Here is a 25,823-nt window from a genome sequence, read left to right as displayed (position 1 = left end):
TTGTACCTATGGAAACGGGTGCGGGTATGGATTGAGATGATCTGGACTCAGTGCTTGCTTCGCATACCCGAGTTCAACCGGCACCCTAAATACCCGTTCCAACCCTGCCACGCGAGTAAAGTCATGTCCGAATGTCATCGGCAGCATCCCTGGGATCAGTACTTTCACGCAATGGAGCCCATTTCTAGAAATTTCCGGCGCTGTCAGATCCACCACGATCACATCAAGATTCAATCTGCGGAGCTCTTTCAAAATATCTTTTAGATCATCCGTGAGATCAGCATGCCTTGCCACCTGTTTGAACTCCTCTTCAAACGTTCGGAGCGGACGATTGTCATCCAGCAGAAATTGCAAGCGATCCTGCGCCTGCGGCAAACCGTATAACAATGAATGATCCTCCATCTGATGCACCAAAGAGGAATCATGAAACATCCGAACATACTCTTCCCGGTTTGTCTCATATTTTTTGTCCAGATTCAGTACCATCCCCGCCAACTCGTGAACCGCGCCTTTCATCGCCCGCAGAGGATCAGGATGAGCCCCAGCCGCACAGATGAGATTCACTCCCGTTTGTTTCCTATTTTTCGCTACCGCCCAAATACTTGGAATCCCGTGCTCCATTGTAGAATTAAAGAAATGTACATCAAAACCCGCCACAGCTCGCAAACGATCGAGCATCAATCGTAATTCTTGGTCGTTAGCGGAATAAGGGTCAAGTCGTGGGAGAGGCAACTGCGCATACCAAGTCATCAGGAATGAATCCCGCTCTACCACTTCCAAAATGCCGTAAAAAATAGCCTCCTCCAAACTTCCTCCTAACGCGCAACCGTTAGAAGACTCAAACATGAATCCATGTCCGTGGCCCATGCTGTAATAGGCGGTCTGCTCCGGAACTAGAATAGGGCGCTCTTTCAAAAACGAATAGCCCCATACCCATTGAATGGGCTCGTCGGGATCAAATGTTCTGAACGGAAACCACGGCTGAGCATACTGTTCCTTCGTGTGCACCCCTAGCGTGACGGGGTCGAGCGCATGATCCTCCAGATCACGGAAGCTGCCATGGACTACCGTCCGTTTACCTCGGGGTGCCAGACCGCAGTACCGCTCCAATCCCTCCATAATGGCGGTCAACTCACTCACCGCATAGGAATGAGTCCGACCCGCCGCTCCTACATCCTCTGAGAGCAACGGTAGATTCACACTAGCGTCAGCAAATGGCGAATCTAGATCAACCATCTTTCCATTCAAAAAGCCTGTCCGGTAATCCAAATAGTCTTTGTTCAGCACTTTTTTCAGATCATCCATTGAGCGGGAACGATAACTGCCTGAGCTAATCTTCAGACTCGGTTGCAGCGTAATGTTGGCTCCTGTCGATGAATCGTCAGACAAACGACTACAAACCGAACATAGCGGGTCAGGGAGAAAGAAGTGAAGTGTGCTCTCAAGTGATTTCAAGTTGATTAAATACACATTCCCAGATGAATGAACCCGTTTGCCTTGCAACATCCTCTCTGCCTCAACTACCAGAAGGCGAGCTACCTGTAAAAGTCCCGTTTGAGACCCCCAAGCATCACTCGGTATTCTCTCGAGCGCTGTCAGTCTCCACTGTAACTCCCGCATCTCTCTACGTTCGCGTCCCGCCATAATGCGCCGCGTGTCTGCACATTGAGAGCACCCCCGTGTACCCGGACGAACTAGAGGGCCGATTACACCCTCGCCAAAAGAAACAAAGCCGCGCAGCCAAGGGATGCCGGCTGGCTGCAGCAGCTCTTCAGCCTTTTGATGAACGCCAGGATACCAAGCATCATGCAGCACGAGCGCCAAACTCACCGAATCCGGTACCCCTGCCTCGAAATCGGGCTGACGTATAACCTCGAATTGGGCTGAAAGTTCCTCGTACACGCAGTCCGCGAGCACCCCATCTCCCACAATCATAACGATAGCGCTCACCTAGGCACCTCCTCTCGCAGCAACACGCCAAACACCCCTGCTATTTCCTCTTTCAAGAATGGTTCCACTGCTAGATCAAAGACCAATAGCCGCTTATGGTTATGTTCCAAGATCTGCAAGGCGGATTGCAACACTTCCCGTGTTGCCGTCACTTCACATGAAGGGATAACGAGACTTAGCGGCAATTGTTCTGACAGACGTACGGATGAAACCTCCGACACTTGAGATATGAGGCTTTCTGGTTGATTTTGTGCCTCCAATAGAGCCTGTTGCAAAGCCTCCCGCAATGCTAGAGTCACATTCAAACCTACACTACTATACCAGCGCTCATTCGTACCGACCCACATGACAGGGAATCCGCACACGTTTTCCCCCAAGCCAATGCGTGGTGTTCCTTTCATTGTCGTTAACGTCTGTACATAAAACTGACACTGTTTATCTTCTATTTCAGACAACTGGACTCGAAAGACAGGAGGTAACAGAAGTGCCTGTTGCTTACCTAGCAAATCGGCCAAACACCTCTTTAGCCCTCGGCTAATGCCTTCCTGAAAGGTTTCTCCCGCTCCGACTCCTATAAATTCCTGCGGTTCTATTCTATTACCCACTGTCTCCTGATCCAGCGGAAGAGACGAAACGAGTGTATCCGCTATTCGCGAGACATAGGTCTCAATTCCGACCAACCCCGCTTCCCGCCTAGCTTGCTCATGCGTCATTGCATTACAAACAATACCCGGCAATAGTCTTGCAGGCCCTTCAGATAAAGGGTCAACTACCTGTACAAAGCACTGAGAGAGTGGTAGCTGATTCAAGTCCCCCTCCTCCCAACTATGGAAAATACCCGATACTGCTGATGTCAAACGGTTAAAGTAAGGAAGCAAGCCATTCTCACTTTTTTTTGATTCCCTTTTGAGCTGAAGTTCCAACTCGTTGCTCCATTCCGTTGCAGCACGTCTAGTCACAAGCGGGTGGGGCATGAACTCATGCCATCTCCCTTCCAAAGTCTCCAGATTGAGCAGGAACAATTGATTACTCCGCTCCGAATCATTCGCGCCAGTAATCTTCTTAAACAATTCAAACACGATCACATTCGCTAACATCGCCCCCGCTGTGGAAGAAAAGGTATGCAGCTGAGGGTCTTTAGAAATCGCGGATTCATGTATACTGCGCCACGCCGATTGCCAGCATCCCTCAACGTCTGGATGTACTAATGGACCCGCTAAACCCACCTGTTGCAAACAAACAGCGGGCAGAAACATTTTTTTCTCTTCCTTGCAAACTTCATGAAGCAGTTGTAACTCCTCGATATCCCCATCCTGCGATACAAACAATATCGAATCAAATGGCACTACAGCATCCCGTAAGCGGCTAACCCCTTCCTTTTGCAGCGTAATCTCCTCTACTGCCACCTCGGGATCCGTCTTACGGGCATGCTCCGCAAGTTCCAGTATTCGCTTGCGATCTGTCGGCTTAGTGCCCGATAGTAGCACGGAAAACGTAGGCAATCCGGATACAAGTAGCGAAGATATTGCCGAAATCAAAAATGAGCCTGAACCTACTACTAATACTTTAGTCTGACGATAGGACTGAAATCGGTGCGCGCCAGAATGACCAAAATGGTTTAAAAATTCAATTTGCGAAGCATACTTATTAATTATTTCTTCTGGCAATTGATGCGGAGTGTCTTGGCTCACATCTTTTACAAACCCATTACGATACAACATTTCTGCAATTCTATACACCTGGTTCCGCTGTTCGTTCGATAATCCTTCTGCCACATCCTCCAAACTATGCTCCCCGTTAAATATCGGTATCAGATTCTCAATCCACTTATCAATCGTTGCTCCTTCCATACGGAATGAACTTACATTATTTCGAAAGTACACACTCCCATTTGGATTAGGGAGAAAAAATGTATCTCTATTCACCTTCAGTCGCATCGAAGGGTCTACATTTGTCATTCGATTCCTCCTCCCGATCTACCGAACTCTTCACAAGTAATCTTATGTACTGCTATTTGTCCCTCATGTCTTATTCTTTAAGGAAATAGGCATGGAAAAGCCCCTGGGCATTGTGCCGGCAGGGGCATTCCTCATCTCATTAAGTAGCCACTGTTTAAGTCTGAAACCTAGAACGTTGGTTTATGAGCAAATATTACCTCAACGTCCTCCATGCCCTCCTCCGTGTCCTCCTCCATGTCCTCCTCCATGTCCGCCTCCTCCATGACAGTTGTGGCAGTTGTGACAATTATGGCAGTTGTGGCAGTTTTGACAGTTGTGGCAACGATGGCAGTTTTGACAGTTAAAACAGTTGATACAGTTGAAGCAATTAATACAATTGAAACATACGAAACATAATCGACCATCGTTCTGATTTTGAGCGTTCCAAGGTGTTACCTCGCTTGCCTGAAATTCAGAAACATTCAACTTGTTTAAATCTTTTTTAAAATCATTCATTGTCCAACCTCCGCTTAATAGATAGTTGTGACGACTGAAGACTCTGCCGTCGACATGATGAACAGGTCTAAGGTGATCAAATAGCCCCTTTGTGAAATTCGCCCATTCAAACGAGTGCCCCATGACAACATATGGAATTATCTCCGCTCTTGTTACTAATGGTTAGAAGGTATGTGCGCTATTATTGTCGAACTTCATCGTATGATGCGAATAATGAATAAACCCACCCTAAGAAATATAGCCATAATGATCGTGTTTTTTAGTATTCTTCTTGGCCTGAGATGGACATGGTCTGAACTTTTTTCTACATCTGATAACCATCGTCCTGTTAATGGTTTACTCGACATGCGCGGTATTGATTTGGAGTCATCGCCCTCTTTTTATTTGGACGGACAGTGGGGATTTTACCCTAAGCAGTTCATTTCATATAGCGATTTACAAACAGAGAAAAACACTCCCCATCCGATTAACGTTCCAGGAGATTGGGGAAATGTGCTCGATGCGGAATCCGGTACTTCGTACGGATACGGAACGTATAGACTACGCATTCTAGTCGATCCACTGAAACAGCCTGTGGCGTTGTGGCTTCAGGGCTTGCAAGCTGCATCCGAAGTAGAAGTGAATGGAATGATACTGAGCAAAATAGGGAAACTTGCTACAACCGCTAGTGACTACACACCTAAAAATACGTCTTACACAGCGACCTACTCTGTAGCAGGAACAACAGAGATGGAGATACTTATTCGTGTGACTAACTTCGATGAACCTTTAAACGGCGGGATTACCCGCTCCATTCGTTTTGGTTCTTTAGCCTCCATTGACGATGTACGATGGTACTCTATTGGGTTTCAGCTCGTTACGTTTATTATTTTGTTGCTTCACGGCTTGTACGCTTATATACTCTACCTTTTCAATCGCCAAGAACGATCATTATTAATAATGAGTTTGTTAACGTTGACTATCGGAATTGCAATTCTGATTGGCCATGATAACTTGCTTTTATTGTGGCTACCAATCAACTATGAGTGGGCAATTAAAATACGATTAATCTCTCTCCTTTGGCAAAACCTTTTAATTCTTTTATTATTCAGAAGGTTTTCTTCGGCTCCTAGAAAGAACGCATGGCTCGGAGTGTATATCGCTGCACTTGTATGCTTGTCTGGATTTTTAGTAGTGGTACCACCTGCATGGGTAAATGTTTTTGTCGATTTGAGGATCTTCCTTATCATCTACTTCATTCCGTTTATCTGGTTTATTTATATCGTTGGAACGATGATCTTCAAGAAACAAACCGATAAAGACGTCACTTTCTTACTACTTACAGCAGCAGGTATTATATCAAACTTGCTATGGAGCATTGCGGAGTCTGCCTATAGTATTACGACCGTTTATTATCCAATCGATATTATTGCAGCCATTATCGGCTTCTCTACTTATTGGTTCAAAAAGTACTTCCGCAATGCCCTAGAAAACACACGACTTAGCGCGCAGCTCAAAAAAGCTGACAAACTAAAAGATCAGTTTCTAGCCAATACGTCACATGAGTTAAGAACACCGCTACATGGCATTATGAATATCGCTCAAACCGTTGTTACCAAAGAACAAGGAAAGCTAAGCCCAAGCAGTCTCAAGGAAATGGAGTTGCTTATTACAATAAGTCGCCGCATGTCTCATATGCTTGGCGATCTTCTCGATGTTGCCCGTCTACAGGAACACCGCATTGTGCTGCAGCCAGAACCTTTGCACATTCAATCGATTGTTCCCGGCGTAATCAGCATGCTGAAGTTTATGATTGAAGGTAAACCGATTAAACTTACGATGACTATTGCGGAGTCGATGCCTCCCGTAATGGCTGATGAAAAGAGGCTCGTGCAAGTTCTGTACAATTTATTGCATAATGCGCTCAAGTATACGGCTCAAGGTACCATAACCGTTTCTGCTGAAACTAGGAATGGAACGGCCATTATTCATGTTACCGACACTGGCGTAGGCATGGATGAGAAAACACAGGCGAGAGTGTTTTTTCCTTATGAACAAGGTTCTTATGGAATAAGTGATGGAAGAGGGATCGGGCTTGGTTTAAGTATTTGCAAGCAGTTAGTCGAATTGCATGGCGGTACGTTAACTGTACGCTCCAAAGAAGGCGAAGGCTCCGTCTTTAGCTTTGAGCTTTCGTTAGCAAATAAGTCGAATATCCTATCACCACAAAACCAATATCCGCAGCTCCAGCTAGCGGACGAGATTAAATTTGCACATAATGAAAGTAGCTCTCCGGTTACCAATATGGATGACGTCACTACTTCCGAGCCTATCCCTCCGCTTTTGAAAACTGTGAAGATGAATATCCTTGCTGTGGATGATGATCCTGTCAATTTATCTGTACTTGTTGGGATTCTTTCGACAGAGCCATACAACATCACTACTGTCACTTCCGCTGGCGAGGTGCTCGAGTTACTCCGTATAAAACAGTGGGATTTGCTCATTGCCGATGTCATGATGCCATCCATATCAGGGTATGAATTAACACAGAACATACGAGAGCATTATTCCGTATCAGAGCTACCCGTACTGCTGTTAACCGCGCGTAGTCAACCTGCTGATATTTACACCGGATTTTCATCTGGAGCAAACGATTATGTAACGAAACCAGTAGACGCTCTTGAGCTAAAATATCGAATTAGGGCACTAATCTCACTTAAACAATCTGTAAGTGAACGGTTGCGGATTGAGGCTGCTTACTTACAGGCGCAAATTCATCCACACTTCTTATTTAATACGCTTAACTCTATTATGGCGCTTAGCGATATTGATACGGATAAGATGCTTAAGCTGGGCGAAGCTTTTGCCTCATATTTACGAATCAGCTTTGATTTTCTGAATACAGGGGAACTTGTGGAGCTGTCTCATGAACTAAAACTTGTTGAAGCCTACTTGTATATTGAAAAAGAGCGATTCGAGGAAAGGCTGTCTATCGTATGGGAAGTTGATCGCGGCTTCAATCTCTTTCTCCCTCCGCTTTCGATTCAGCCGCTAGTCGAAAATGCGGTTAAACATGGCCTTCTTAGCCAATATAAAGGCGGCACAGTTCATATTCGGATTACACGTAACGATAGTTCCGCGCTCGTTGAAGTCAAAGACAATGGAAAAGGTATGGATCAAAATACAGCCCTTGAGCTGCTCGGCCGAGGAATGCCAAGTAAAGGCGGCATCGGCATCTCTAATACGAACCGACGATTGATTCAGCTCTACGGACAAGGCCTATCTATCGCTAGTACGCCTGATGAAGGAACCACCGTTTCATTTGTTATTCCCAATAAAGCTGAAGGGTTGTGATGATAGCTATGTCTACTTATTCTTTTCAACCAATGACCAAAAAATATGCCACAATTATTTGCTCTTGGAAATATGATCATCCCTATTCCATGTACAGTATGGATAGCAGTGATGAAAGTATTCAAGAATTAATGGAAGAAACGTACTATTACGCTTTGGACAAGGAGAATGTACTTATTGGTTACATATGTATCGGTAACACAGCACGCGTTCCAGGCGGGTATGTAGCTGATATTTACACAAACAACGAGCAGATAGATATCGGATTAGGACTGAGCCCTGATCGTACTGGCAGGGGTAACGGGCTAGCATTTTTGACGCATGCCATTCGGTTCTTGGATACAAACTTAAAGATTCGACATTTACAGTTAGTAGTTGCCGCTTTTAATGAAAGGGCTATTAAAGTATATGAGCGGGTCGGGTTTAGGAAAAACGTCTATTTTATGAGTAAGGTAGACGATCAAGAGATTCAGTTTGTGTCAATGAATCTCGCTTTGGAAATATAAATAAAATAGAGTATATATCATTGTGCCTTAAACTTAATATCAGCAATTTTTCCGCTCTTTACAAACCCAATGTTTTGATAGACTTTATTGGAGTCTGGATTTTTCAAATCTGCATACAACATCGCTACTAAACCCTCAAATTGTAGTATCCAACATAGTTCTGCCACGACTGCACTGGCATAACCTCTTTTGCGGAATGCTGACGGAGTATATACTGCATTGATTCTTGCATGTCTTGGTGAGCGGTGAGCGATATTCGCCATGGATACAGGCTCCTCATTTACGATCCATAAATATAAACCACCATTATCGATATACCACTCAGATGCCGGAATTTGACTAGCTGGATCAACCGTCACCCCGTATGCTCCTTCTGAGAAACCAGCTAGAAAATCAGCTACAATCGCTACATCACCTCTTGTTGCTTGACGCATTGTTCCCCGTACATCCAATGGCTTCTTTACTTCAGGGCAATAATAGGATTCCATCGCCATGTGAGGATGGGAGTGAAAATTATATTTCTCAGCATATATCTTTACAAAACGCTCTACTACACTAGGATCGCCAGATACGCCAGGTAACCCAGTTCCTTCGATGGCGTCTACGAGTTCGTGCAAGAGAATGTCCTTCCTATCCTCGGCTATATCATGATTTAGCCAAAGCCAACCATTATGGCCCTCTGATTGGGCGAATATTAACTTGTCATCTACTGTTTTTAAGCATCTTGAAGTACCCGATCCACAAATAAGATGAATCAAATTGTATTGAACCTCATCTGTCATAAACTTACTCTGATTTAACGCGGTGTCGTTCACATCAACCTTTTGCAACATATTACTCCTCCTCGACTCATGTTTTGAATGCAAAAAAAACTCCGACCCATTAGGGACGAAGTAAACTCCGTGTTACCACCCTGATTAGTGTACAAACATACACCCTCTCTGCCATCATCGAACAATGATGCCCTAATCACGAGCTACTTGTCCTCTTTCTCACAAATGAAAGTATGAAATTAGATTAAACTATACAATAATCTGAATACTCTGTAAATAAAAAGGGAGTTTCAATAAACGAACTCCCAGATAATAGCTATCAAACCTATTCAAAATCGTGGAACTCCACCTCAATCTATTTCGATGACCCCGATGGAAATATTTTGGAGTTTATAGCTAGACACAACTTAAACCATTCAACTAATGCCCCATTCAGCAGTGAAAACCTGATTAACATTAGTGAAATAGGCCTTGTTGTCCATGATGTTCCTGCTGCACAGAAACGAATTACCTCACACTTCGCAATTGATGAATACAAAGATAGTTATGAAACATTCGCTGCAATCGGGGACGAAGATGGCTTATTTATATTGTCTGTTTATAACAGAACTTGGTTTGGATCCAATTTAAAAGGCGCTATCTACAAGACGGAAGTTGAAATTGAAGGGGATATAATAAAAGGAGAACTTATACTGGGGGACTACCCTTACAAAATTATTTCTAGTTAAACGGATATAGATGACAAGCAATAACGAAGCCCTCTTATGTGAAAAGGGATTCGTTTGCTGACCCGATGAATATGTATGATCCATTCCTGCTTAGATTTGTACCCTTTTCAAAAAAGGAATGGTTAAAGCATTCACCTCATCAGCATTCTCCATTGTTAGGGAGTGGCTTGCCCCTGCGATTAAATGGGATTCAATATTTGGAATGATTCGTTTAGCATTAGCTATTGCCTTTTCGGCAGGGTATATGACTTCTTTATCTCCGATTAAGAGCAAGGTAGGAACTTGAAACTGTCGGAATTCCTCATCTTGAAATACCGATGGCATCAACTGTAATAGCGGCTTCGCATGTTGATAACCCGCTATAACTTGTGTGCGGAATATGGGATCGAGCGGCTCCCCCTTGCCTGAGAACCACATAAAAGCCCTATCGATCCACGACTCTGTATGAAATAATAATGCCGGATATATCTTTATGAAAAACTTATAGCTGATTTTATGAAAAGTGCCAGCTGGTGCATAAAGAACTAATGATGACACTCGTTCTGGATAACCAAGTGCAAAATTCAAAGATAAGAAACCGCCCATCGAGTGACCACCAAGATCCACCTTGCCGAGTTCCAGTCCGTCCAAAACCTCAATCATCCACTGGTTAGCCATCTTCCGATTTTTTATAGCAACGGTAGGTTTGCTTTTACCGAAATCCCCCATTACATCAACTGCGTAAACACAGCGTTCCTGAACCAGTTCTTTCATATTGGGAAACCACATCGTGCTACTCATTGTCATGCCATGAAAAAGGATCAACGGTTTCTTGTTGGGATCACCGAAGCGTAGTATATGCGTATCCCCAAGCGAGGTCGCTATATAACACGATGTCCCTTTTACCCCAAATTTATCTAAACTTTTTTCGTAGCACATATAGTAATGTTCTTCGGCTATTTTGCTCTTAAAGATAGATCCCACAAGACACCCTCATTTCGCTATTTATCTTTTCATTTATTTTATCAAAAAATGATAACTATTTGGAAGTTACAGGCCCCTTTTGGTATCTACGGTACTTTTAGGTGCTTATAGTACAAAAAAGTGCGTTCTTACTTTTTTACAATTCATGCTACATACTACACCTATAAATACTTTAACGGTTCTCACGAGAACAAGAGGAGGCATTAGACATGAAATCACATTCACGCATTCTTATTGCAGGCGGATATGGGCTTATAGGGAGCAATATAGCTAGACATGTTAGAGCGATAAACAAGGAAGTCGAAATTATTGTCGCTGGAAGAAACCCGGAAAAGGGTGCGGAGTTGGCGCAAGAGCTCAGTAATTCCCGATCGGTCTTTCTTGATATCAATGACGTCTCTCCTACGCTTAGTGATGTTGGAAAGATAGATCTCATCGTCGCAGCACTTCAAGATCCTGCGGATAACCTCCTCCATGCGGCTATCGCACATAATAGTGCACATATCGGTATTACAAAATTAGCTGATGACGTAGGAGCTATCACATTCGCTGCTCTCCAGTCACCTCCGAAACAGCCAATTGTGCTACTCGGACATTCGGATGGTGGGGTTAATACAATCGTCTCTAAGAAAGCATCCCAAGATTTTCAGTCCATTCATTCGATTGCAATCGCTGCTCTTTATGATCCTCTTGACCCTATTGGTCCTATGAATGCAAGTGATTTCGATAACTCTGGTGGATTGCTGGATCGTGTACTACTACGGTCAGATGGGAAATGGAAGTGGTTTGAATCGAATAAGAACCTTCGTAAAGTTACAATTGGGGATGATCTTTTGGATGGTTATCCGGTACCTCTGCTTGATATACCTAGTTTGGCAGGGATTACGCAAGCGAGTAACGTACGTTGGGATTACGTTCAAGGCGAGTCTATCGGCACAAAAGCTGTTGGCATTTCATCCCATGATGTTTACATCGACATTGAAGGTGTTCTAAAAAGTGGCGAGGCGGTACAACGAAGAGTCATCATCTCTGATCCACATGGTCAGGCACATCTTACGGGGCTTGGAGTATTAGTTTCTATTGAACGAATTTTAGGTTTGGACGGTCAACCTGCTGCTAAAGGTGGTTTATATCTGCCTGAGACGCTTGTCTCACCCCATGCAGCCATCCAACGATTTAAAGATTTCGGGGTTACTATTGAGCAAGTTGATAGCAGTAGGTGACCGTTTCTTTAGCTTTTAATACCATCTGAGCGAGGAACCGATTTACTACATACGGTTATCGGTTCCTTTTTGGTTGGATCATCTTTTTACTCCCTAAATGTTAAATCTTATTGTAACTATATGTCGAATAAGCGACCATTTGATGATTCAAACAATCTTGAATACATTTTTAACGCAAAAGAGTCTGTCATGCCTGCTAAGTAGTCACAGACTATTCGTGCGTTTTTTTCATCATTGTTACTCCAATTTTTCCTATCGTCTTCTGGCAATAACAACTCATTATGAAACATTGCATTAAATAAATTGCTAATTACAAATCCTCCTCTCCATTCAATGGTTTGGACTCTTTGTGTTAATATTACCTTTTCTTCAACTAACTTTTTTAATCCGTTTAATAAAGCTAAATTTCCTTCAGATAATTGAGCAACATACCTCAACCGATTTGAAGGGAAATCGTTACGTTCGCTAAGTCTAATGTCCGCTATAAATGCTGATATTAAATCTGCAAACAAATCTTTTATTTTTGATCTTTCATCATTTAACGTATCACTCAAAACCTTTGTATAGGCGACTACTATTCTGCTAGAAACAGTGTCCTTATAGCACCGCAATATGTCCATTACATCATCAAACCGAATTAAATTAAGTTTTACAGCGTCTTGAAAATCATGAGTTGCATAAGCAATATCATCAGCTAATTCGATTATGGAACACTCTAATGTTTTCGTTAGTGTTTTTTTATGTTTATTTTCAATACCTTCAGAAATACTTGTGATATACTCTTTTTCTTCCAGAGAAAATGGATCTAGAAGCCACTCGAAAGCAACTTCATCTTCCTTAAACACACTCGTTTTGGGAGGTTTAGTCACAATCATCTCGTTATTGAGCCTATCAATAGTGGCTGGATATTTTAATATAGATAACAACGTTGCGCGTGTTAAATCGAGGCCACTGCCTTTTGACCCTTCTAGATTTGTTAACAACCTAAATGTATGTGCATTCCCTTCAAATCCTAAGTTAAATTTGCTCATACTTTTATGCAACGCCTTCTCACCTTGATGCCCGAAAGGAGGATGACCTAGATCATGTGCTAGTGCCGCTGCTTCAATTAAAGAAATATCTATTTTGTTTTCCTCTTTAAGTATGTTGTCAGTAAAATTTAATGTAGTGGCTATTCCCCTTGCTATTTGGGACACTTCTAAAGAATGTGTTAATCGAGTCCTATGGAAGTCTCCTTCTCCCGTTCCGATTACCTGTGTTTTTGATTGTAATCGTCTGAATGCCGATGAATGAACAATTCTGCCAAAGTCTCTTTCGAAATTGTCTCGAATAGATACTCTTTCTTTTGCACTTGATAGATTTTCCTTCCTAAGCGTATCGAATTCTGAGTAAAATGGATTAGTAGAATTAATTAAATACAAGTCAAACAGCCCCTCTTTTTCTTGTTGGCAATATTATACTACTTGTAAAAGTTTTAGTATAATACCTTCAAAGTTCCATTTGTAAATACAGAAAAAAATAGTAAGGAAGATGTTTATGGGGAAAATAATCGTTCTTTTCGGTCCCTCCGCTGCTGGGAAATCAGAAATTCAAAAAAATCTGTCAGCAATGAATTTCCCGAAAATCATTACGGCTACTACAAGACAACCAAGGGAATATGAAAAAGATGGTGTACATTATCACTTTCTAGATCGAAAAACATTTGAAACCTATATGGAGCAACAAATGTTTGTAGAATGGACGGAGTACAATAATGAATGGTACGGCACGCTAAAAAGTAGTGTTGAAGAAATAATTAGAGGCAACTCTGCTGGTCATATCATTATGGATCTTAGAGGAGTTCAATCATTAAAAGAACAATTCACTAATATCGTATCCGTTTATATTGGGGCAAACATTGAAAGTATTACCAGAAGATTGCACGATAGAAATAGCCCCGAGTCCGAAATGAACTGGAGACTCAATAAAGCATTAACGGATGAGTTATCGCCCAGCTATCAAGCTCATGCTGACTATGTTATTTGGAATAACGATGACACCAATATTAAAGACACCTTAAATAAAATATACGAGATATTGTAAAAGGTTTCATCATCCAATCGGATATCCACATTGCATCTATTATGTCGTTCATGAATGAGAAAGAACCCGCTCCATGAGCGGGTTCTTCTTCAAACTATTATGCCTTTTTCGGCGCCCTCTTGAATAAAATCAATCCACCAAGCAGCGCAACGACACCTAGAACCTTTTGAAATGTAAGTGGAACTGTCTCTAGCCCGAACCAGCCTAAGGAATCCCACCACAGCGATATAAGAAGCTGCGATGCCATAACGATTAATATCGCATTGCTTGGTCCCATAATCTTCACTCCATTTACAACGCAGGTTACAACACCAATCCCGATCAAGCCGCTAAACCAGAACCAAGGCTCCATAGGTCCAAACGAAAAGAAGCCCGCTCCTTCAAACAGTACACCCATACCGAAAGAAGCTATAAACCCCATACCTAATACGAGCGCAGTTGTAGTCTCAGAACTAACAACCTCTTTCACTTTATTATTAAACATCGTTTGAACACTTATAAGAGCACCTGCTAAGAGCGCCATCATGATGCCCATAATCATAACCCTTTCCTCCTTTCGCTACTTTCATAAATATTCCGGCCAGCCACTTCAGTTAGCCCTTTCCTGTCTATGACAACGAGTATTCCTTTTCTTCGCTCTACAAGTCCTGCCGAACTAAAGCTTCGAAGCACCCTATTCAAATGCCGATAACTCGTTCCGATCAAATTCGCCGTATCTTTAATACTCGATATACGCACACTTGAATACGATTCTTTTTCATCATCGAATGAGACGGAAAGTAGATAACTAGCAAGCCTTACCTCTACTGAATTGAGAAGGTTAGAGCTAAGAGCAAGCGATTTTGTATAAAACTTATCCGTCACCATATCAAGCAAAAACCGTAGAAATGGCGCTTCTACTCCATACTGGCTAAGCCAACGTTTATGAATGCCAATCGTCTCTACAGGGGATACCGCCTTTACCGTATTTAAATTAACCCTGTCACGCAAACATTCGATTTCTCCAATAATGCCAAGTGGAGTTGTAAAGTTAATTAGAAGTGTCCTTCCTTCTGTTGATGTCGTAAACACCTTCACCTTGCCACTAACAAGAAAGAACAGAAACTGCGGTTCCTCACCTTGCAAACAAAGCGTCTCATCCGGTTCAAACTGATATAAAGCCAGATGCTTTCGTAGCGGCTCCGAAAATAAATGTTCCAAATCAAACTGTCGTAAGTAGCCATTGACCCGTTCGATATCCATTATTTCTTTCATAACTAACGTTTCCTCCCATACGGAGCTGCAACTTTTAGAAAGTTAAACATAGGATGCCAACAACCATTAACCCAAGACCTGCCCATTGCGAAGGACGGAGCTGAAGCTTGTCCGTGCCGAACCAGCCGAGCTTCTCCATAGCTAAGGTAACAGTAATTTGAGCAATGAGAAGAGCCGATACAGTCAGAGCAGCACCATTTATATGAAAGGCTGTTATATTGCTAAACAAGATGACAGCAGCAAAAGCACCGCCAAACTTATACACTAGCTTTACCTGCTTGAGCTCCCGCCAAGACTTATCTCGTACGACCAAAACGATCATTAGTGCTGCAATAAATCCAGTACCTTGGGTAAGCGTAGCTGCTTGCCACGATCCGATACTCTCTCCGATGGCCGCATTTGCTACACTCTGCAATGTCAGGAATAACCCTCCCAAAACTGCGTAAATAAAGCCTTTCATCTTTTGCTTTCCCCCTCATCTAGAACTCATTCTTTTAGTTAACACCTATTCAATGAATGAGGAAAGGACATATGTCCCATTTTATATGATCAATTGTAGAAGAGCTAATATAGCATGTTAACGGTAAACTGTAGACCATTGGTACATTATAGTCTACCCGTTAAGTAACTCTTCGCACGCGGCAAAACAAAAAGGCCATCCTCTTTGGGATGACCTTCTTCTCTTGACGCTATTCCATATACGATTATCCTTGTTGCACAATCATCCATTTGATCCCGAATATGTCCACTACTTCACCGTAATGAGCCCCCCATGGCTGAAGATCAAGCGGATAAATTTGCGTGCCACCTTCCGCAAGGTTAGCGTACGCTTGGCGTGCTGTTTCTACATCATCGAAAGCCAGCCCAAACGCAAGACTTCCCTCTTTGCCAACGGGAGTAAAGGCATCGGACAGGAATAACACGTTTCCTCCAGCTACTGACAGCACCATATGCATCACTTTGTCTTTGATTTCCTCTGCTGCGCCAGGCAATTGTCCATGTGTCATCAAAGATTTAACTTCACCACCCAAAGCTTGGATGTAAAACTCGGCTTGCCTCTTAGCGTCTGTCGAAATAATGTACGGTGTTAATTTTGCATTCATTAAAATCTTCCTCTCAAGGTTGGATTGTGCCAGCATTGCAGGCGATTGATCCGCTCCGTAATCCGGCTTATATAATGACAACGAATGCAAGACAACAAAATCGACACGCTCAAATAAAAATTAAAAAATAATTACGAAAGCCTTTCTTGATTTAAGTCAATGACCAGCCTGCTCCTCCTCTTTACAATGAAAAGAAACTACTTCATGCAGGAGGCTACTATAGTTATGGCTACTTCAGTAAAAGAAAGATCAATAGAGCGAAAGTCTGCTCTAGCTGCAGGCATTTCACTTATTATCATGACACTTGCTGCGTTTTTTTGTTATGGATTTGTTCATGAAAGCCTTGTTGTCCAAGGCGATGCCAGCGCCACATTTAATAACATTGTCTCATCAAACACTCTTTTCAAAGGTGCTATCTTCGGTTGGGTCATCATTTTGATTGCTGACATTGTTGTCGCGTGGGCGTTTTATGTATTTCTAGCACCCATTCATAAAAACCTTTCCGTACTTGGTGCATGGCTTCGACTAGTCTACTCTGCTATATTGGCAATTGCCATTTTGAATTTATTAATTGTATTGCTGCTCACACGAGACACAGCTGGTTTATCTTCATTTACTGTAGAACAAACGCAGTCCCTTATAATGTTATTCCTTACAGCATTCGAATCGATTTGGTCAATTGGTTTGGTTGTTTTCGGTGGACATCTGTTCATTGTGGGCTATGTGGCTTTCAAGTCAGACTACATTCCTAAAGTGATCAGCATCTTATTGTTGCTTGCTTCCTTCGGCTATGTCACCGTTCACTTGGGCAAAACATTTCTTTCACACTACGCCGAGGTAATTGGTATTGTTAATTATATATTTACGATCCCGATGATTGCGGGGGAACTTGGATTTGGGATCTGGTTGCTACTAAGGGGAGGAAAACGGCCTAAACGTACATGAGCGCTCTATTTTTAAAAAAACGTTAAAGATCACTGATATTGACCCGCTTCTTAATTCTACTTAATGACTCCGGCGTCATCCCAAGATAACTTGCCAATTGATGTTGAGGTACACGATGAATAAGATGAGGCCTCTTTCGCAAAAGCGACTTGTACCGTTCTGTAGGTGTTGATGCGATAAACGCAGTCCATTCATCTTGTATCTCACCTAAATTTTCTTCAACCATCTTGCGAATCATCGTCTCTAGCTCTGAATGTTTGCGAAACATGCCCTCTTCGGCATTAAAGTCACCAACAACTAACGTGCAGTCTTCTATACACGTTAACGTGTATCCCGATGGCTTATTTTGACCATGACGATTATAGATCGATACCGCTTGTTCTTCTGTAATGAAACCCGTTGTAACTTCTTTCCCCGCTTCATCAATCGAATACTGCCTTATGCAACCCTTTAGCACAAAATAACAAGTCGTGGGGATGTCTCCTTGTCTAAGGAGTACCATTCCCTTTTTGTATTCTTCAACAAGGATATCGTCAACGATAGCCTGTTTTTCCTCGTCATTAAGTGATGTAAATGCAGTCATGTATTTAAACAATATACTTTTCATAGGTCACCCCATTCGACTAACTCCGTTGAAATCAATACAACATTAATGGTGTATTACAGCATCACCAACGTCAACATTTTTCTTTGCATGATAACGATGCGCAATAAATTGGCTGCTATTTATTAGCTTGTCTAATCAATTCCTAATCGTTGTGAATATATGTATTGTATTCAAAGGAAAGGAGGAGAGTCCTATGTCGTCACATTCAAATGCTGACAATAAAGAGAATTTTACTATTAGTATTAACTTTAATTTTGTCTACAACATCACGATCGGAGGTACACATGTCCAGATTGAACAAAGAGCAGAGGGCGGAGGACAGATCAATAGAAATGTTGGCATGAATGCCAATCAAGGGGGACAAAACGCTAATAATCATAGTGAAACGGCAAATAATAAGTCGCAATTTGCAGATGGAAATGGAAGAAGTGGAATAGCGGGAAAAGAGAATGATGAATTAGGCGGGCAACAAGGGATAAAGGTAAGAGACAGCGAAGTGATAAACAGTATCCTAAAATCAGCTTCAGCACATGAAGAAACAACTGAAGATGAAAAACTAAACTTGGAAAAACACAAATAGCTAATTGTATAACAATTAGCACTAATTGATCCTTAAATCTGGACAAGTACGGGGCTTATATTAAATCAAACAGAAGTCCATAGAACTATTGTTGCACCTCTAATGTTAAGTCACACCGACTGAATCCCACTAACAAAAAGAGCCCCGTTCACTAGGGCTCTTTCATATTTCTTATGTCTTCGATTTTCGTTGCTTATATCCGACGAGCCAATCAGCGTGAAGCATCCCAGATGATACTAATCATCGTTCCTTTACCTAGCCTCGAATTGACCTTAATGCGGCCTCCCATTGCTTGAACCAACTCCTTAGTGACAGCCATTCCAAGACCACTGCCTTCCACTGCGCTTTCGGTGTCCGTTCCCCGATAATAACGTTCGAACAATTGTTTGATTGTCTGTTCGTTCATCCCTCGCCCATCATCGCTGAAATCAATGCGCCATCCATTCTCCGGAAGCTTGGACAATTCAATATCTATTCTAGTCCCTTCCGAATTATGAATAAACGCGTTGGCTATAAGATTATCAACAATACGGTCAAACCAAGGCGAATAGACCATCGCCATAATAGGAGTGGACGGAATCGAATATCGAACTCGTTCACTTTCATACATCGGATGAGAAGTGGCACTTCTTATCGATTCGGGTAATAACATCCCGATATCTTTAAGCTCCATTTTGACAGGAATATCCCCGCTCTTAAGTCTGAACGTTAATGCCAGATCACTGTTTAGTTTATCGATGTACGCTGACTTTTCAAGTATCGTTGACGCAAACTCCCGTACCTCGTCTTCTGACCAACTGTAGTTCTCTGCTTCCAACATATGTGCGTACCCCTTAATAGAAGATAACGGTGTCTTCATGTCATGAGTAACTCCAGCGATCCACGCTGCACGATTTTTCTGAGCGAGTGCTTCGGCATCCCTTGCCGCTTGAAGTGTTGCTGCTAGAGTATGTATCGATTCCATCACTTCGATAAATATACGGTGATTGCGCTTCTCTGTACCTTTAGTATAATCACCTTTCCCTAGTCTTTGAATCCATCCGAGAATATGAATAATCGGAGCTACGAACCAGTTGGCGTACCATAAAGACAATGATACAAAAACAAGGAAAGCCAAAATTAAGAACGTTGCAATTCCGATAATAATTACCTCTGCTTCAGTGTTGATGATCGGAACACCAACTAATTGTGTCTCCGATCCGTCGTTTACTCTATAGTGATACACCCATGTTAGCCCAGTAGAATCATCATATCGTGTGTCCATCCTCATACCATTTTTCACTTGGTCATTAGAGCCCATCGCGAGTTCCTGCAACGAATAAGATTTTGGAGCATCGATAGGCTTTCTCCAAGCAGCTATTTCTACCCCTTTGGAATCTAACACCTGAATCGAGCTGCCTGCTTTGTCTATCTGGGACAATACATGAGCGGAAAATGAAATCATGTCGTTTTGTATTTGGCCATCAGCCATAACGTCCCTTAACAAATCTTCTGTCTGCGACCGAGCGCCATAAAGTAGTGTATATAAATGTCCGTCCTTCTCTTGTATCCACATCCCAAGCTTATAAGGAAACGGCTCGCTGCCTATCCAATAATCCATTAGCTTCCCCGGAATATAATGTGTGGGCAAATCGTCCGGAGCATTAAAAGATTGTAGTACACTCCCGTTCCCATCGAGACTTTGTAACCAGCCGCCGTCTTCCTGCAGCCGTTGCAGCAACTTCGGATCAACGATTAACCCTTGCGCATCAATTGTCGCTTCAGCGATTAGTTGTGATATCCCCAGCGGGGCAAAATTCCTATTCATTTCTATCTCTGCAAACTTCCCGAGCATCCAAGTCACAATGGCGATCGCAACAACAGCGAGAATGGCTCCAGACATGACCAGTTGCCATACAAATCGTACTGTCAGCCGTTTACGAATCATCTCTATCCTCCGTCTTCGGAAGAATCAACTTATACCCTATTCCTCTTACATTGACTAGATACTTAGGTCTCGAAGGGTCGGCTTCAATTCTTTCTCGAATACGATGGATATGAACAACGACAGTATTATCTTCATAATATGCCTCTTCACTCCAAACCCGTTGATACAACTCGCCCTTACTAAATACTCGATTGGGATGTTTACAAAAAAATAAGAGCAATTGAAAAACTAACGCCGGACAATGCGAGATGCGCCCTTCCACAGTCAGCGTTGCTTCCGATTCGTCTACTTGGAAGCGACCAAAATCATAGCTGCGCGCAGTATGCTGATCTATCACTTTTACACGCATATAACGACGCAGTTGTGCCTTCATACGTGCAACGACCTCAAGAGGATTAAATGGTTTTGTTATGTAATCGTCTCCACCCACGGCAAATCCCGATAGTTTATCGAAGTCTGAATCCCGCGCCGTTATAAACATAATCGGGGCATCTGTAGTCCTACGGATTAACGGGCAAATGTCAAAGCCGCTTAAACCGGGCATCGTGACGTCAAGCAGTATCAGATCATACCTTTTGCGCTCGCATGCCACTAGTGCTTCTTCTCCATTGAATACAGTATCTATATTAGAAAAATGTTCTTTGCGAAGCATAATGATCATCATCTTCACAATAGCACGTTCATCGTCAACAATTAAGATGTTGGCATCATTCATTCCTGATCACCTCAGTAAAAGATGGGTCTATTATATCATGGAAGGATTTGGACGACAGTAATTGAACATTACAGGAAGATTAACTTTCTCCTCCTGCATAGGGAATAATTTATATGGAATTAATCTTTAGTTGGATGCTTCGTAATACTAGATCGATATAATGGATTTATCCGATGATCGAAGGAAAAATCCACTCATAAAGAGGTGCAATTATGAAACCTATTGCTAAGCAAATCATCCGAACGGATAGCGGTAATGTTGAGTATGCCTTATCAGGAAAAGGTACACCCGCTGTTGTCCTTATTAATGGAGGTAGCGGTCCTATTGAAGGTTGGTTCAAAGTGTTTAATGAGATTGCAGAACACACGACTGTTATAGCTTATAACCGATTAGGTATAGGTAGAAGTGATAAACCGACAAGACCACAACACGGAGATGCTATACTCGGCTCACTAAGACAATTATTGAAGGAACTGAACATCAAACCTCCTTATATTCTCGTAGGGCACTCTCTCGGAGGACTATATGCCAATTTATATGCAAGGCAATACAGAAACGAAATTTCGGGTGTCGTGCTTCTTGATGCCAGCCATCCATTAGACGTTGCTATCAATAAGACACAAGGTTTATTCGTTCGCAGTATCAATCGAGGTTTTAAGCTATTTGACTCTTTATTTCCTAGTCGTAAATGGAATGAAACGGGCTTTGTAGAAGACACCGTACATCAAATTGCAGAGGCTGGACCATTCCCTAATATCCCATTGTTTGTTGTCTCTGGGGGCAAGAAGCCGCCAATGATGCCCGACCCAATCTTTCGAATTCGCAAAGACAACCAGCTCGATTTCGTGAGACTTAGCAGTAAAAGCAAACACATTATAGCTTATAACAGCGGGCACTTTCCGCAATTAACAGAACCAGCGATAGTAGTCCAAGCGGTTCAAGAATGTATTCAAATGGTGCATTATTCATAGCGATGTTTCTGAATAGATGTGCTTGATGCCCCACTCACTCATCATATCTAGAAATACAATCATGGAACGGCCATGCTCCGTTAACGAATATTCCACTTTGGGCGGAATTTCATCATATATTTTTCTCTGGATTATGCCGTCCGATTCAAGCTCTCGAAGCTGTTCGGTCAGCATTTTTTTGGTGATGGAAGGAATATGACGTTTCAGCCCTCCATATCGAACAGATTCATTATTGTAGAGATGCCGATAGATTGAAATTTTCCATTTTCCACTTAAGAGAGAAAACACTAGCTCTACAGGACAATCGTTTGCTTTGACAGTCATTCACTCACCTCAGCGTTTTTAACAACATTATACGACTAATCACATTGTTCATGTTGGATACTAATAAGTGCCTTCTTGTTGATTTTGCGAATAGCACATAAAATCTCTCTAAGAAGGGAGAGGAAGTTATGAATATTGGCATTATCGGATCAGGTAATGTTGGAAAAACGTTAGGGAAAGGTTTGATTCAAGCTGGTTATCCTACTTTAATAAGTAGCCGTGACCCGCTTCATTCGAAGCATTATACGTGGAAACAAGAGGTCGATTCTAATGGTGACATCGTTTCATTTAACAAGGTTATTCGGTTTGGTGATATCATCATCTTGGCGCTTCCATGGTCATGTGTGGAAGACGTTCTCGAAACGATCGATCACCAGTACATGAAGAACAAAATCGTCATTGATGTAACTAATGCTGTTACGTTTAGCAACGGTCCCCGTTTACTATACGAAACCACGTCTGCGGGCGAAACTGTTCAGCAATTATTACCGCTTAGTCACGTTGTGAAAACTCTCAATACGGTTAGCGACAAGGTAATGGTTCGCCCTAGCTTCGAAGATGGTACACCAACTATGTTTGTGTCAGGCAATGACAATCACTCAAAAAAGCAGGTTGAAATGGTGCTTAACCATCTTGGATGGAGCGATATTATTGACTTAGGGGACATCCGTCAGAGCCGTCTACAAGAATCAATTATGGTTGCATGTGTTATCAGCGAAATACAGCGTAAGGTAACCGCTTCATCATTTTCCCTTTTAACAATCTAGTTTAAAGGAACGCTCTCCTAATGAAAAATCAAAAAAAGAGCCCTAGAATCGCTTCTTAGGCTCTCTTCGCACTCACTTATCTTTTCGGTTTTCGTTGTCTTAACTCCATACTAATCTTTTTCCACTTTGCTTTTTCATTGGCCGCCAGTCTTTCATTCTCTTTGCGAGCTACATAGGCCATCTCACGTTGGAGCTTGAGATAACTGTCAAAACGAGCCTGTTCCAATGAGCCGTCGGCTAATGCTGTACGAACGGCACAACCAGGCTCTTTCTGGTGCTTACAGTCATTGAATCGGCATGACTCCACAATCGAGTCCACATCGTCGAATGCACCATGAAAACCTTCATCGGCATCCAATAATTGCAATTCTCTCATACCAGGTGTATCGATCATGAGAGCACCACTCGGTAATTGAACGAGCTCACGATGCGTCGTCGTATGACGACCACGATCATCTCCATCACGTGCAGCATTAACTCGCAGCATGTCAGTTCCGCTTAAGGTGTTAATTAAAGTAGATTTTCCTACGCCCGATGATCCTATAAGCGCGATAGTATTGCCTACACCCAAGTAATGTTCGAGCTGATCTAACCCTTCTCCTTGTGCGGCACTGACTACATGAATAGGGACACCGATTGCAATTGATTCTACCTCTGCCATACGTGCTTCCAAATCGTCGCATAAGTCAGCTTTGCTGAGCACAATTACCGGCGTAGCGCCACTTTCCCATGCAAGAATCAAATATCGTTCCATCCTGCGTATATTAAAGTCATTATTTAAGGCATTCACTAAAAATACAGTATCTACATTCGCTGCAACAATTTGCTCTTCCACCGTGTCTCCCGCCAATTTGCGAGAAAACTTGCTCTTCCGTGGAAGTATGGCGTGAATCGAAGCTTTTTGTTCCTCTGGACGAGGTTTTATGACCACCCAGTCTCCAACAGCAGGAAAATCCTCTCGACCCGTCGCTTCAAACCGTAGTTTACCTGTTACTTCAGCTAAAAGCTCACCATGTTCACTAAGCAGACGATATATCCGTTTATGCTCCAATGTGATTCTTCCAGCTTGGTAGCCTTGTTCAGCGTAAGTTGCAAATGACTTAGAAAAATACTCATTCCAGCCTAACGATTGTAATACAGAATTAGTTGTTTGTTGATTCACTGTGGATTCCCCCTGTAATTGGCTAATACATTTGGCTATAACGCCAAGACCAGTCACAGTTAAATCCTCATTTGGGAAACGAAAACATTGTTCGCTTTAAAGGAGGATTTCTGCGACCCCGACTACGACACCTTCAACAATCGATACATTTTTCATTAAACATCTCTCCCTCAAAGCTAATTTGTCTAACTTAGTACTTTTATTCCAAATTATTGTAGCATGAAACTGGGACTTTGCAAGTTGATTTGTCCTAACCTGCTCTATTAATAGAGGCTACATGCTTTCAAGCAACATACCCTCGTTGTCCTTCTTTCGTATATTTGCACATCTTCGATAATAATTTTATCAGCTAATAGACAGAGAGTACTGTTATAAAAGAACTTTACATATTCTGCATCTATTCGAAGTGAAAAGTAAGAACCATAAACAAGTTATTTTATTACTCCGTTTGTACGCAAATAAGGAAAACTACTAAATGAGCTAAACAACTCATATCAGAAGTCTCCCTATTTTCGCGTAATCCCATTAATGATAATACGATTTGTCCCTATGTCATTATCTCTTTACTGCAGCAAGTAATTGTTCCAAAAAGATCCCACTTGCTCTGCCCAAACGTTTGTTTTTTCGGTAGACGACACCAATTTCGATCCCAATAACCGGTTCATGAATGGGGACGATTTGAATAAGCTTATTATCAATATGCTCCAGATACGCTTTTGGCAAAATAGTAATCCCTGCACCTTTTTCGACCATCGTTATGATCGACTCCATCGTTGTCATTTCAAGTATCGGACGAGGTGTAAATTGAGCTAAACGACAATGCTCATTAATGATCTCCCTCATAAAATAACTGTTGGGCAAAAGAATCGAAGATGTCTGTTGTAACAGATCAATTTTTGCTTCGTCGTGCTTAGCTATCGGATGATCGATAGGAACTGCAAAGGCAAGATTATCTTTGTATAACGGAGTAACTTCCAACTCATCGTGCTCCATTGGCAGCATCACAATACCCAAATCAAGCTCATTTTGCAAAAGCCTACTATATATGTCTCCCGTTCGAAGGCCAAGTACGGACAGCTCGATATTAGGATAACTGCGATGAAACTCGATTACCGCTTCTGGAAGCAAGTAATTGACGACAGTGAGTAGCGCGCCAATTTTTAGCGTTCCTCTCTGTAACCCCTGTAGCTCATTAATCGCAAATTGCGCCTGGGATAGCTCCTCAAATATGGAATAGCAATGGTTTTGCAGTATTTTTCCTGCTTCTGTAATCACAGTTTTTTTCCCTATGCGATCAAACAAAGGGGTACCTATTTCATGCTCCAATAGACGTATTTGCTGGCTTAATGAAGGCTGCGCAATGCCTAGTTTTTCAGCCGAACGAGTAAAGTGCAGTTCCTTACATACAGCCATAAAGTATTCCAGTTGCTTCAGTTCCACAAGCACCCTCCTGTTAC

General features: G+C 42.3%; 25 protein-coding genes. 10 read left to right on the top strand and 15 right to left on the bottom strand.

From position 1 onward, the window contains the following. Nucleotides 1-6: 6 nt before the first annotated feature. On the bottom strand, nt 7-1,950 hold the full coding sequence (locus I6N90_RS16960; RefSeq protein ID WP_197936813.1) for a TOMM precursor leader peptide-binding protein: 1,944 nt from the start codon (nt 1,948-1,950) through the stop codon (nt 7-9). Then, nucleotides 1,947-3,908, bottom strand: coding sequence for a putative thiazole-containing bacteriocin maturation protein (locus tag I6N90_RS16955; RefSeq protein WP_197936812.1), 1,962 nt, complete (start codon nt 3,906-3,908; stop codon nt 1,947-1,949). The genes I6N90_RS16960 and I6N90_RS16955 overlap by 4 nt, the downstream gene beginning before the upstream one ends. 261 nt (nt 3,909-4,169) lie before the next feature. Here I6N90_RS16955 and I6N90_RS25115 point away from each other — a divergent pair, with 261 nt between their 5' ends. The 3 genes from I6N90_RS25115 (at nt 4,170) to I6N90_RS16940 (ending at nt 8,242) form a co-directional block, all read left to right on the top strand. Further along, nucleotides 4,170-4,304, top strand: a complete 135-nt coding sequence (locus tag I6N90_RS25115; protein ID WP_269669517.1) for a hypothetical protein — start codon at nt 4,170-4,172, stop codon at nt 4,302-4,304. 303 nt (nt 4,305-4,607) lie between these two features. Further along, complete coding sequence (locus tag I6N90_RS16945; RefSeq protein WP_197937182.1) at nt 4,608-7,736, top strand: ATP-binding protein; 3,129 nt, start codon at nt 4,608-4,610, stop codon at nt 7,734-7,736. A 32-nt stretch (nt 7,737-7,768) separates the two neighbouring features. Further along, nucleotides 7,769-8,242 carry a GNAT family N-acetyltransferase gene (locus tag I6N90_RS16940; RefSeq protein WP_232243069.1) on the top strand — a complete coding sequence of 158 codons (474 nt, stop codon included), beginning with the start codon at nt 7,769-7,771 and terminating at the stop codon, nt 8,240-8,242. Nucleotides 8,243-8,259: 17 nt separating this feature from the next. Here I6N90_RS16940 and I6N90_RS16935 read toward each other — a convergent pair whose 3' ends face one another. Continuing rightward, nucleotides 8,260-9,075 carry a GNAT family N-acetyltransferase gene (locus I6N90_RS16935; protein WP_197936810.1) on the bottom strand — a complete coding sequence of 272 codons (816 nt, stop codon included), beginning with the start codon at nt 9,073-9,075 and terminating at the stop codon, nt 8,260-8,262. Between the two features lie 323 nt (nt 9,076-9,398). Here I6N90_RS16935 and I6N90_RS16930 point away from each other — a divergent pair, with 323 nt between their 5' ends. Beyond that, a complete protein-coding gene (locus I6N90_RS16930) occupies nt 9,399-9,743 on the top strand; it encodes a hypothetical protein (RefSeq protein ID WP_197936809.1) in 345 nt (114 codons plus the stop codon). A 90-nt stretch (nt 9,744-9,833) separates the two neighbouring features. Here the strand turns inward: I6N90_RS16930 and I6N90_RS16925 are convergent, their stop codons facing one another. After that, the gene (locus I6N90_RS16925; RefSeq protein WP_232243120.1) at nt 9,834-10,661 is read right to left on the bottom strand and encodes an alpha/beta fold hydrolase; all 828 of its coding nucleotides are present in this window, start codon (nt 10,659-10,661) and stop codon (nt 9,834-9,836) included. Nucleotides 10,662-10,915: 254 nt separating this feature from the next. On the opposite strand from I6N90_RS16925, the gene I6N90_RS16920 reads away from it, so the two are divergent. Further along, nucleotides 10,916-11,929, top strand: coding sequence for a hypothetical protein (locus I6N90_RS16920; protein WP_197936807.1), 1,014 nt, complete (start codon nt 10,916-10,918; stop codon nt 11,927-11,929). Nucleotides 11,930-12,045: 116 nt separating this feature from the next. On the opposite strand, the gene I6N90_RS16915 is transcribed toward I6N90_RS16920, so the two are convergent. Beyond that, on the bottom strand, nt 12,046-13,350 hold the full coding sequence (locus I6N90_RS16915) for an anti-phage deoxyguanosine triphosphatase (RefSeq protein WP_197936806.1): 1,305 nt from the start codon (nt 13,348-13,350) through the stop codon (nt 12,046-12,048). 115 nt (nt 13,351-13,465) lie between these two features. On the opposite strand from I6N90_RS16915, the gene I6N90_RS16910 reads away from it, so the two are divergent. After that, complete coding sequence (locus tag I6N90_RS16910) at nt 13,466-14,011, top strand: guanylate kinase (protein WP_197936805.1); 546 nt, start codon at nt 13,466-13,468, stop codon at nt 14,009-14,011. 97 nt (nt 14,012-14,108) lie between these two features. On the opposite strand, the gene I6N90_RS16905 is transcribed toward I6N90_RS16910, so the two are convergent. From I6N90_RS16905 to I6N90_RS16890, 4 genes are all read right to left on the bottom strand, one after another. Next, a complete protein-coding gene (locus I6N90_RS16905) occupies nt 14,109-14,552 on the bottom strand; it encodes a DMT family transporter (RefSeq protein WP_197936804.1) in 444 nt (147 codons plus the stop codon). Continuing rightward, nucleotides 14,549-15,265, bottom strand: coding sequence for a Crp/Fnr family transcriptional regulator (locus I6N90_RS16900; RefSeq protein WP_197936803.1), 717 nt, complete (start codon nt 15,263-15,265; stop codon nt 14,549-14,551). Before I6N90_RS16900 ends, I6N90_RS16905 begins: the two co-directional genes overlap by 4 nt. A gap of 34 nt (nt 15,266-15,299) precedes the next feature. Continuing rightward, nucleotides 15,300-15,725, bottom strand: a complete 426-nt coding sequence (locus I6N90_RS16895) for a DMT family transporter (protein WP_197936802.1) — start codon at nt 15,723-15,725, stop codon at nt 15,300-15,302. 244 nt (nt 15,726-15,969) lie between these two features. Continuing rightward, nucleotides 15,970-16,368, bottom strand: a complete 399-nt coding sequence (locus I6N90_RS16890) for a VOC family protein (protein WP_197936801.1) — start codon at nt 16,366-16,368, stop codon at nt 15,970-15,972. 225 nt (nt 16,369-16,593) lie between these two features. On the opposite strand from I6N90_RS16890, the gene I6N90_RS16885 reads away from it, so the two are divergent. Further along, nucleotides 16,594-17,313 carry a DUF4386 domain-containing protein gene (locus tag I6N90_RS16885; protein ID WP_197936800.1) on the top strand — a complete coding sequence of 240 codons (720 nt, stop codon included), beginning with the start codon at nt 16,594-16,596 and terminating at the stop codon, nt 17,311-17,313. Nucleotides 17,314-17,335: 22 nt separating this feature from the next. Here I6N90_RS16885 and I6N90_RS16880 read toward each other — a convergent pair whose 3' ends face one another. Next, a complete protein-coding gene (locus tag I6N90_RS16880) occupies nt 17,336-17,920 on the bottom strand; it encodes a Crp/Fnr family transcriptional regulator (RefSeq protein ID WP_197936799.1) in 585 nt (194 codons plus the stop codon). 193 nt (nt 17,921-18,113) lie between these two features. On the opposite strand from I6N90_RS16880, the gene I6N90_RS16875 reads away from it, so the two are divergent. Then, nucleotides 18,114-18,500 (top strand): hypothetical protein, encoded by a 387-nt coding sequence (locus I6N90_RS16875; protein WP_232243068.1) that lies wholly within the window; start codon nt 18,114-18,116, stop codon nt 18,498-18,500. A gap of 211 nt (nt 18,501-18,711) precedes the next feature. Here I6N90_RS16875 and I6N90_RS16870 read toward each other — a convergent pair whose 3' ends face one another. Together I6N90_RS16870 and I6N90_RS16865 are read right to left on the bottom strand one after the other, a co-directional pair. Further along, complete coding sequence (locus tag I6N90_RS16870; RefSeq protein ID WP_197936798.1) at nt 18,712-20,427, bottom strand: sensor histidine kinase; 1,716 nt, start codon at nt 20,425-20,427, stop codon at nt 18,712-18,714. After that, nucleotides 20,417-21,142, bottom strand: a complete 726-nt coding sequence (locus I6N90_RS16865) for a response regulator transcription factor (protein ID WP_197936797.1) — start codon at nt 21,140-21,142, stop codon at nt 20,417-20,419. The genes I6N90_RS16870 and I6N90_RS16865 overlap by 11 nt, the downstream gene beginning before the upstream one ends. A gap of 212 nt (nt 21,143-21,354) precedes the next feature. On the opposite strand from I6N90_RS16865, the gene I6N90_RS16860 reads away from it, so the two are divergent. Then, the gene (locus I6N90_RS16860; protein WP_197936796.1) at nt 21,355-22,113 is read left to right on the top strand and encodes an alpha/beta fold hydrolase; all 759 of its coding nucleotides are present in this window, start codon (nt 21,355-21,357) and stop codon (nt 22,111-22,113) included. Here the strand turns inward: I6N90_RS16860 and I6N90_RS16855 are convergent. Continuing rightward, nucleotides 22,108-22,437: a winged helix-turn-helix transcriptional regulator gene (locus I6N90_RS16855; protein WP_197936795.1), complete on the bottom strand. Its 330-nt coding sequence runs from the start codon at nt 22,435-22,437 to the stop codon at nt 22,108-22,110. The two genes, I6N90_RS16860 and I6N90_RS16855, sit on opposite strands and share 6 nt — an antisense overlap. Nucleotides 22,438-22,565: 128 nt before the next feature. Here I6N90_RS16855 and I6N90_RS16850 point away from each other — a divergent pair, with 128 nt between their 5' ends. Beyond that, entirely contained in the window at nt 22,566-23,204 is a 639-nt protein-coding gene (locus tag I6N90_RS16850) for an NADPH-dependent F420 reductase (protein WP_197936794.1), read from the top strand. Nucleotides 23,205-23,280: 76 nt separating this feature from the next. On the opposite strand, the gene rsgA is transcribed toward I6N90_RS16850, so the two are convergent. Both rsgA and I6N90_RS16840 read right to left on the bottom strand, forming a co-directional pair. Next, complete coding sequence (gene rsgA / locus I6N90_RS16845; RefSeq protein WP_197936793.1) at nt 23,281-24,366, bottom strand: ribosome small subunit-dependent GTPase A; 1,086 nt, start codon at nt 24,364-24,366, stop codon at nt 23,281-23,283. A 555-nt stretch (nt 24,367-24,921) separates the two neighbouring features. Continuing rightward, complete coding sequence (locus I6N90_RS16840) at nt 24,922-25,806, bottom strand: LysR family transcriptional regulator (protein ID WP_197936792.1); 885 nt, start codon at nt 25,804-25,806, stop codon at nt 24,922-24,924. Between the last annotated feature and the right edge of the window lie 17 nt (nt 25,807-25,823).

Source organism: Paenibacillus sp. GSMTC-2017 (genome assembly GCF_016019935.1).
In the GTDB taxonomy this organism is placed as follows: domain Bacteria; phylum Bacillota; class Bacilli; order Paenibacillales; family Paenibacillaceae; genus Pristimantibacillus.
The sequence above is the reverse complement of the archived record's forward strand: the minus strand, read 5'-3'. Positions and strand labels throughout refer to the sequence as shown.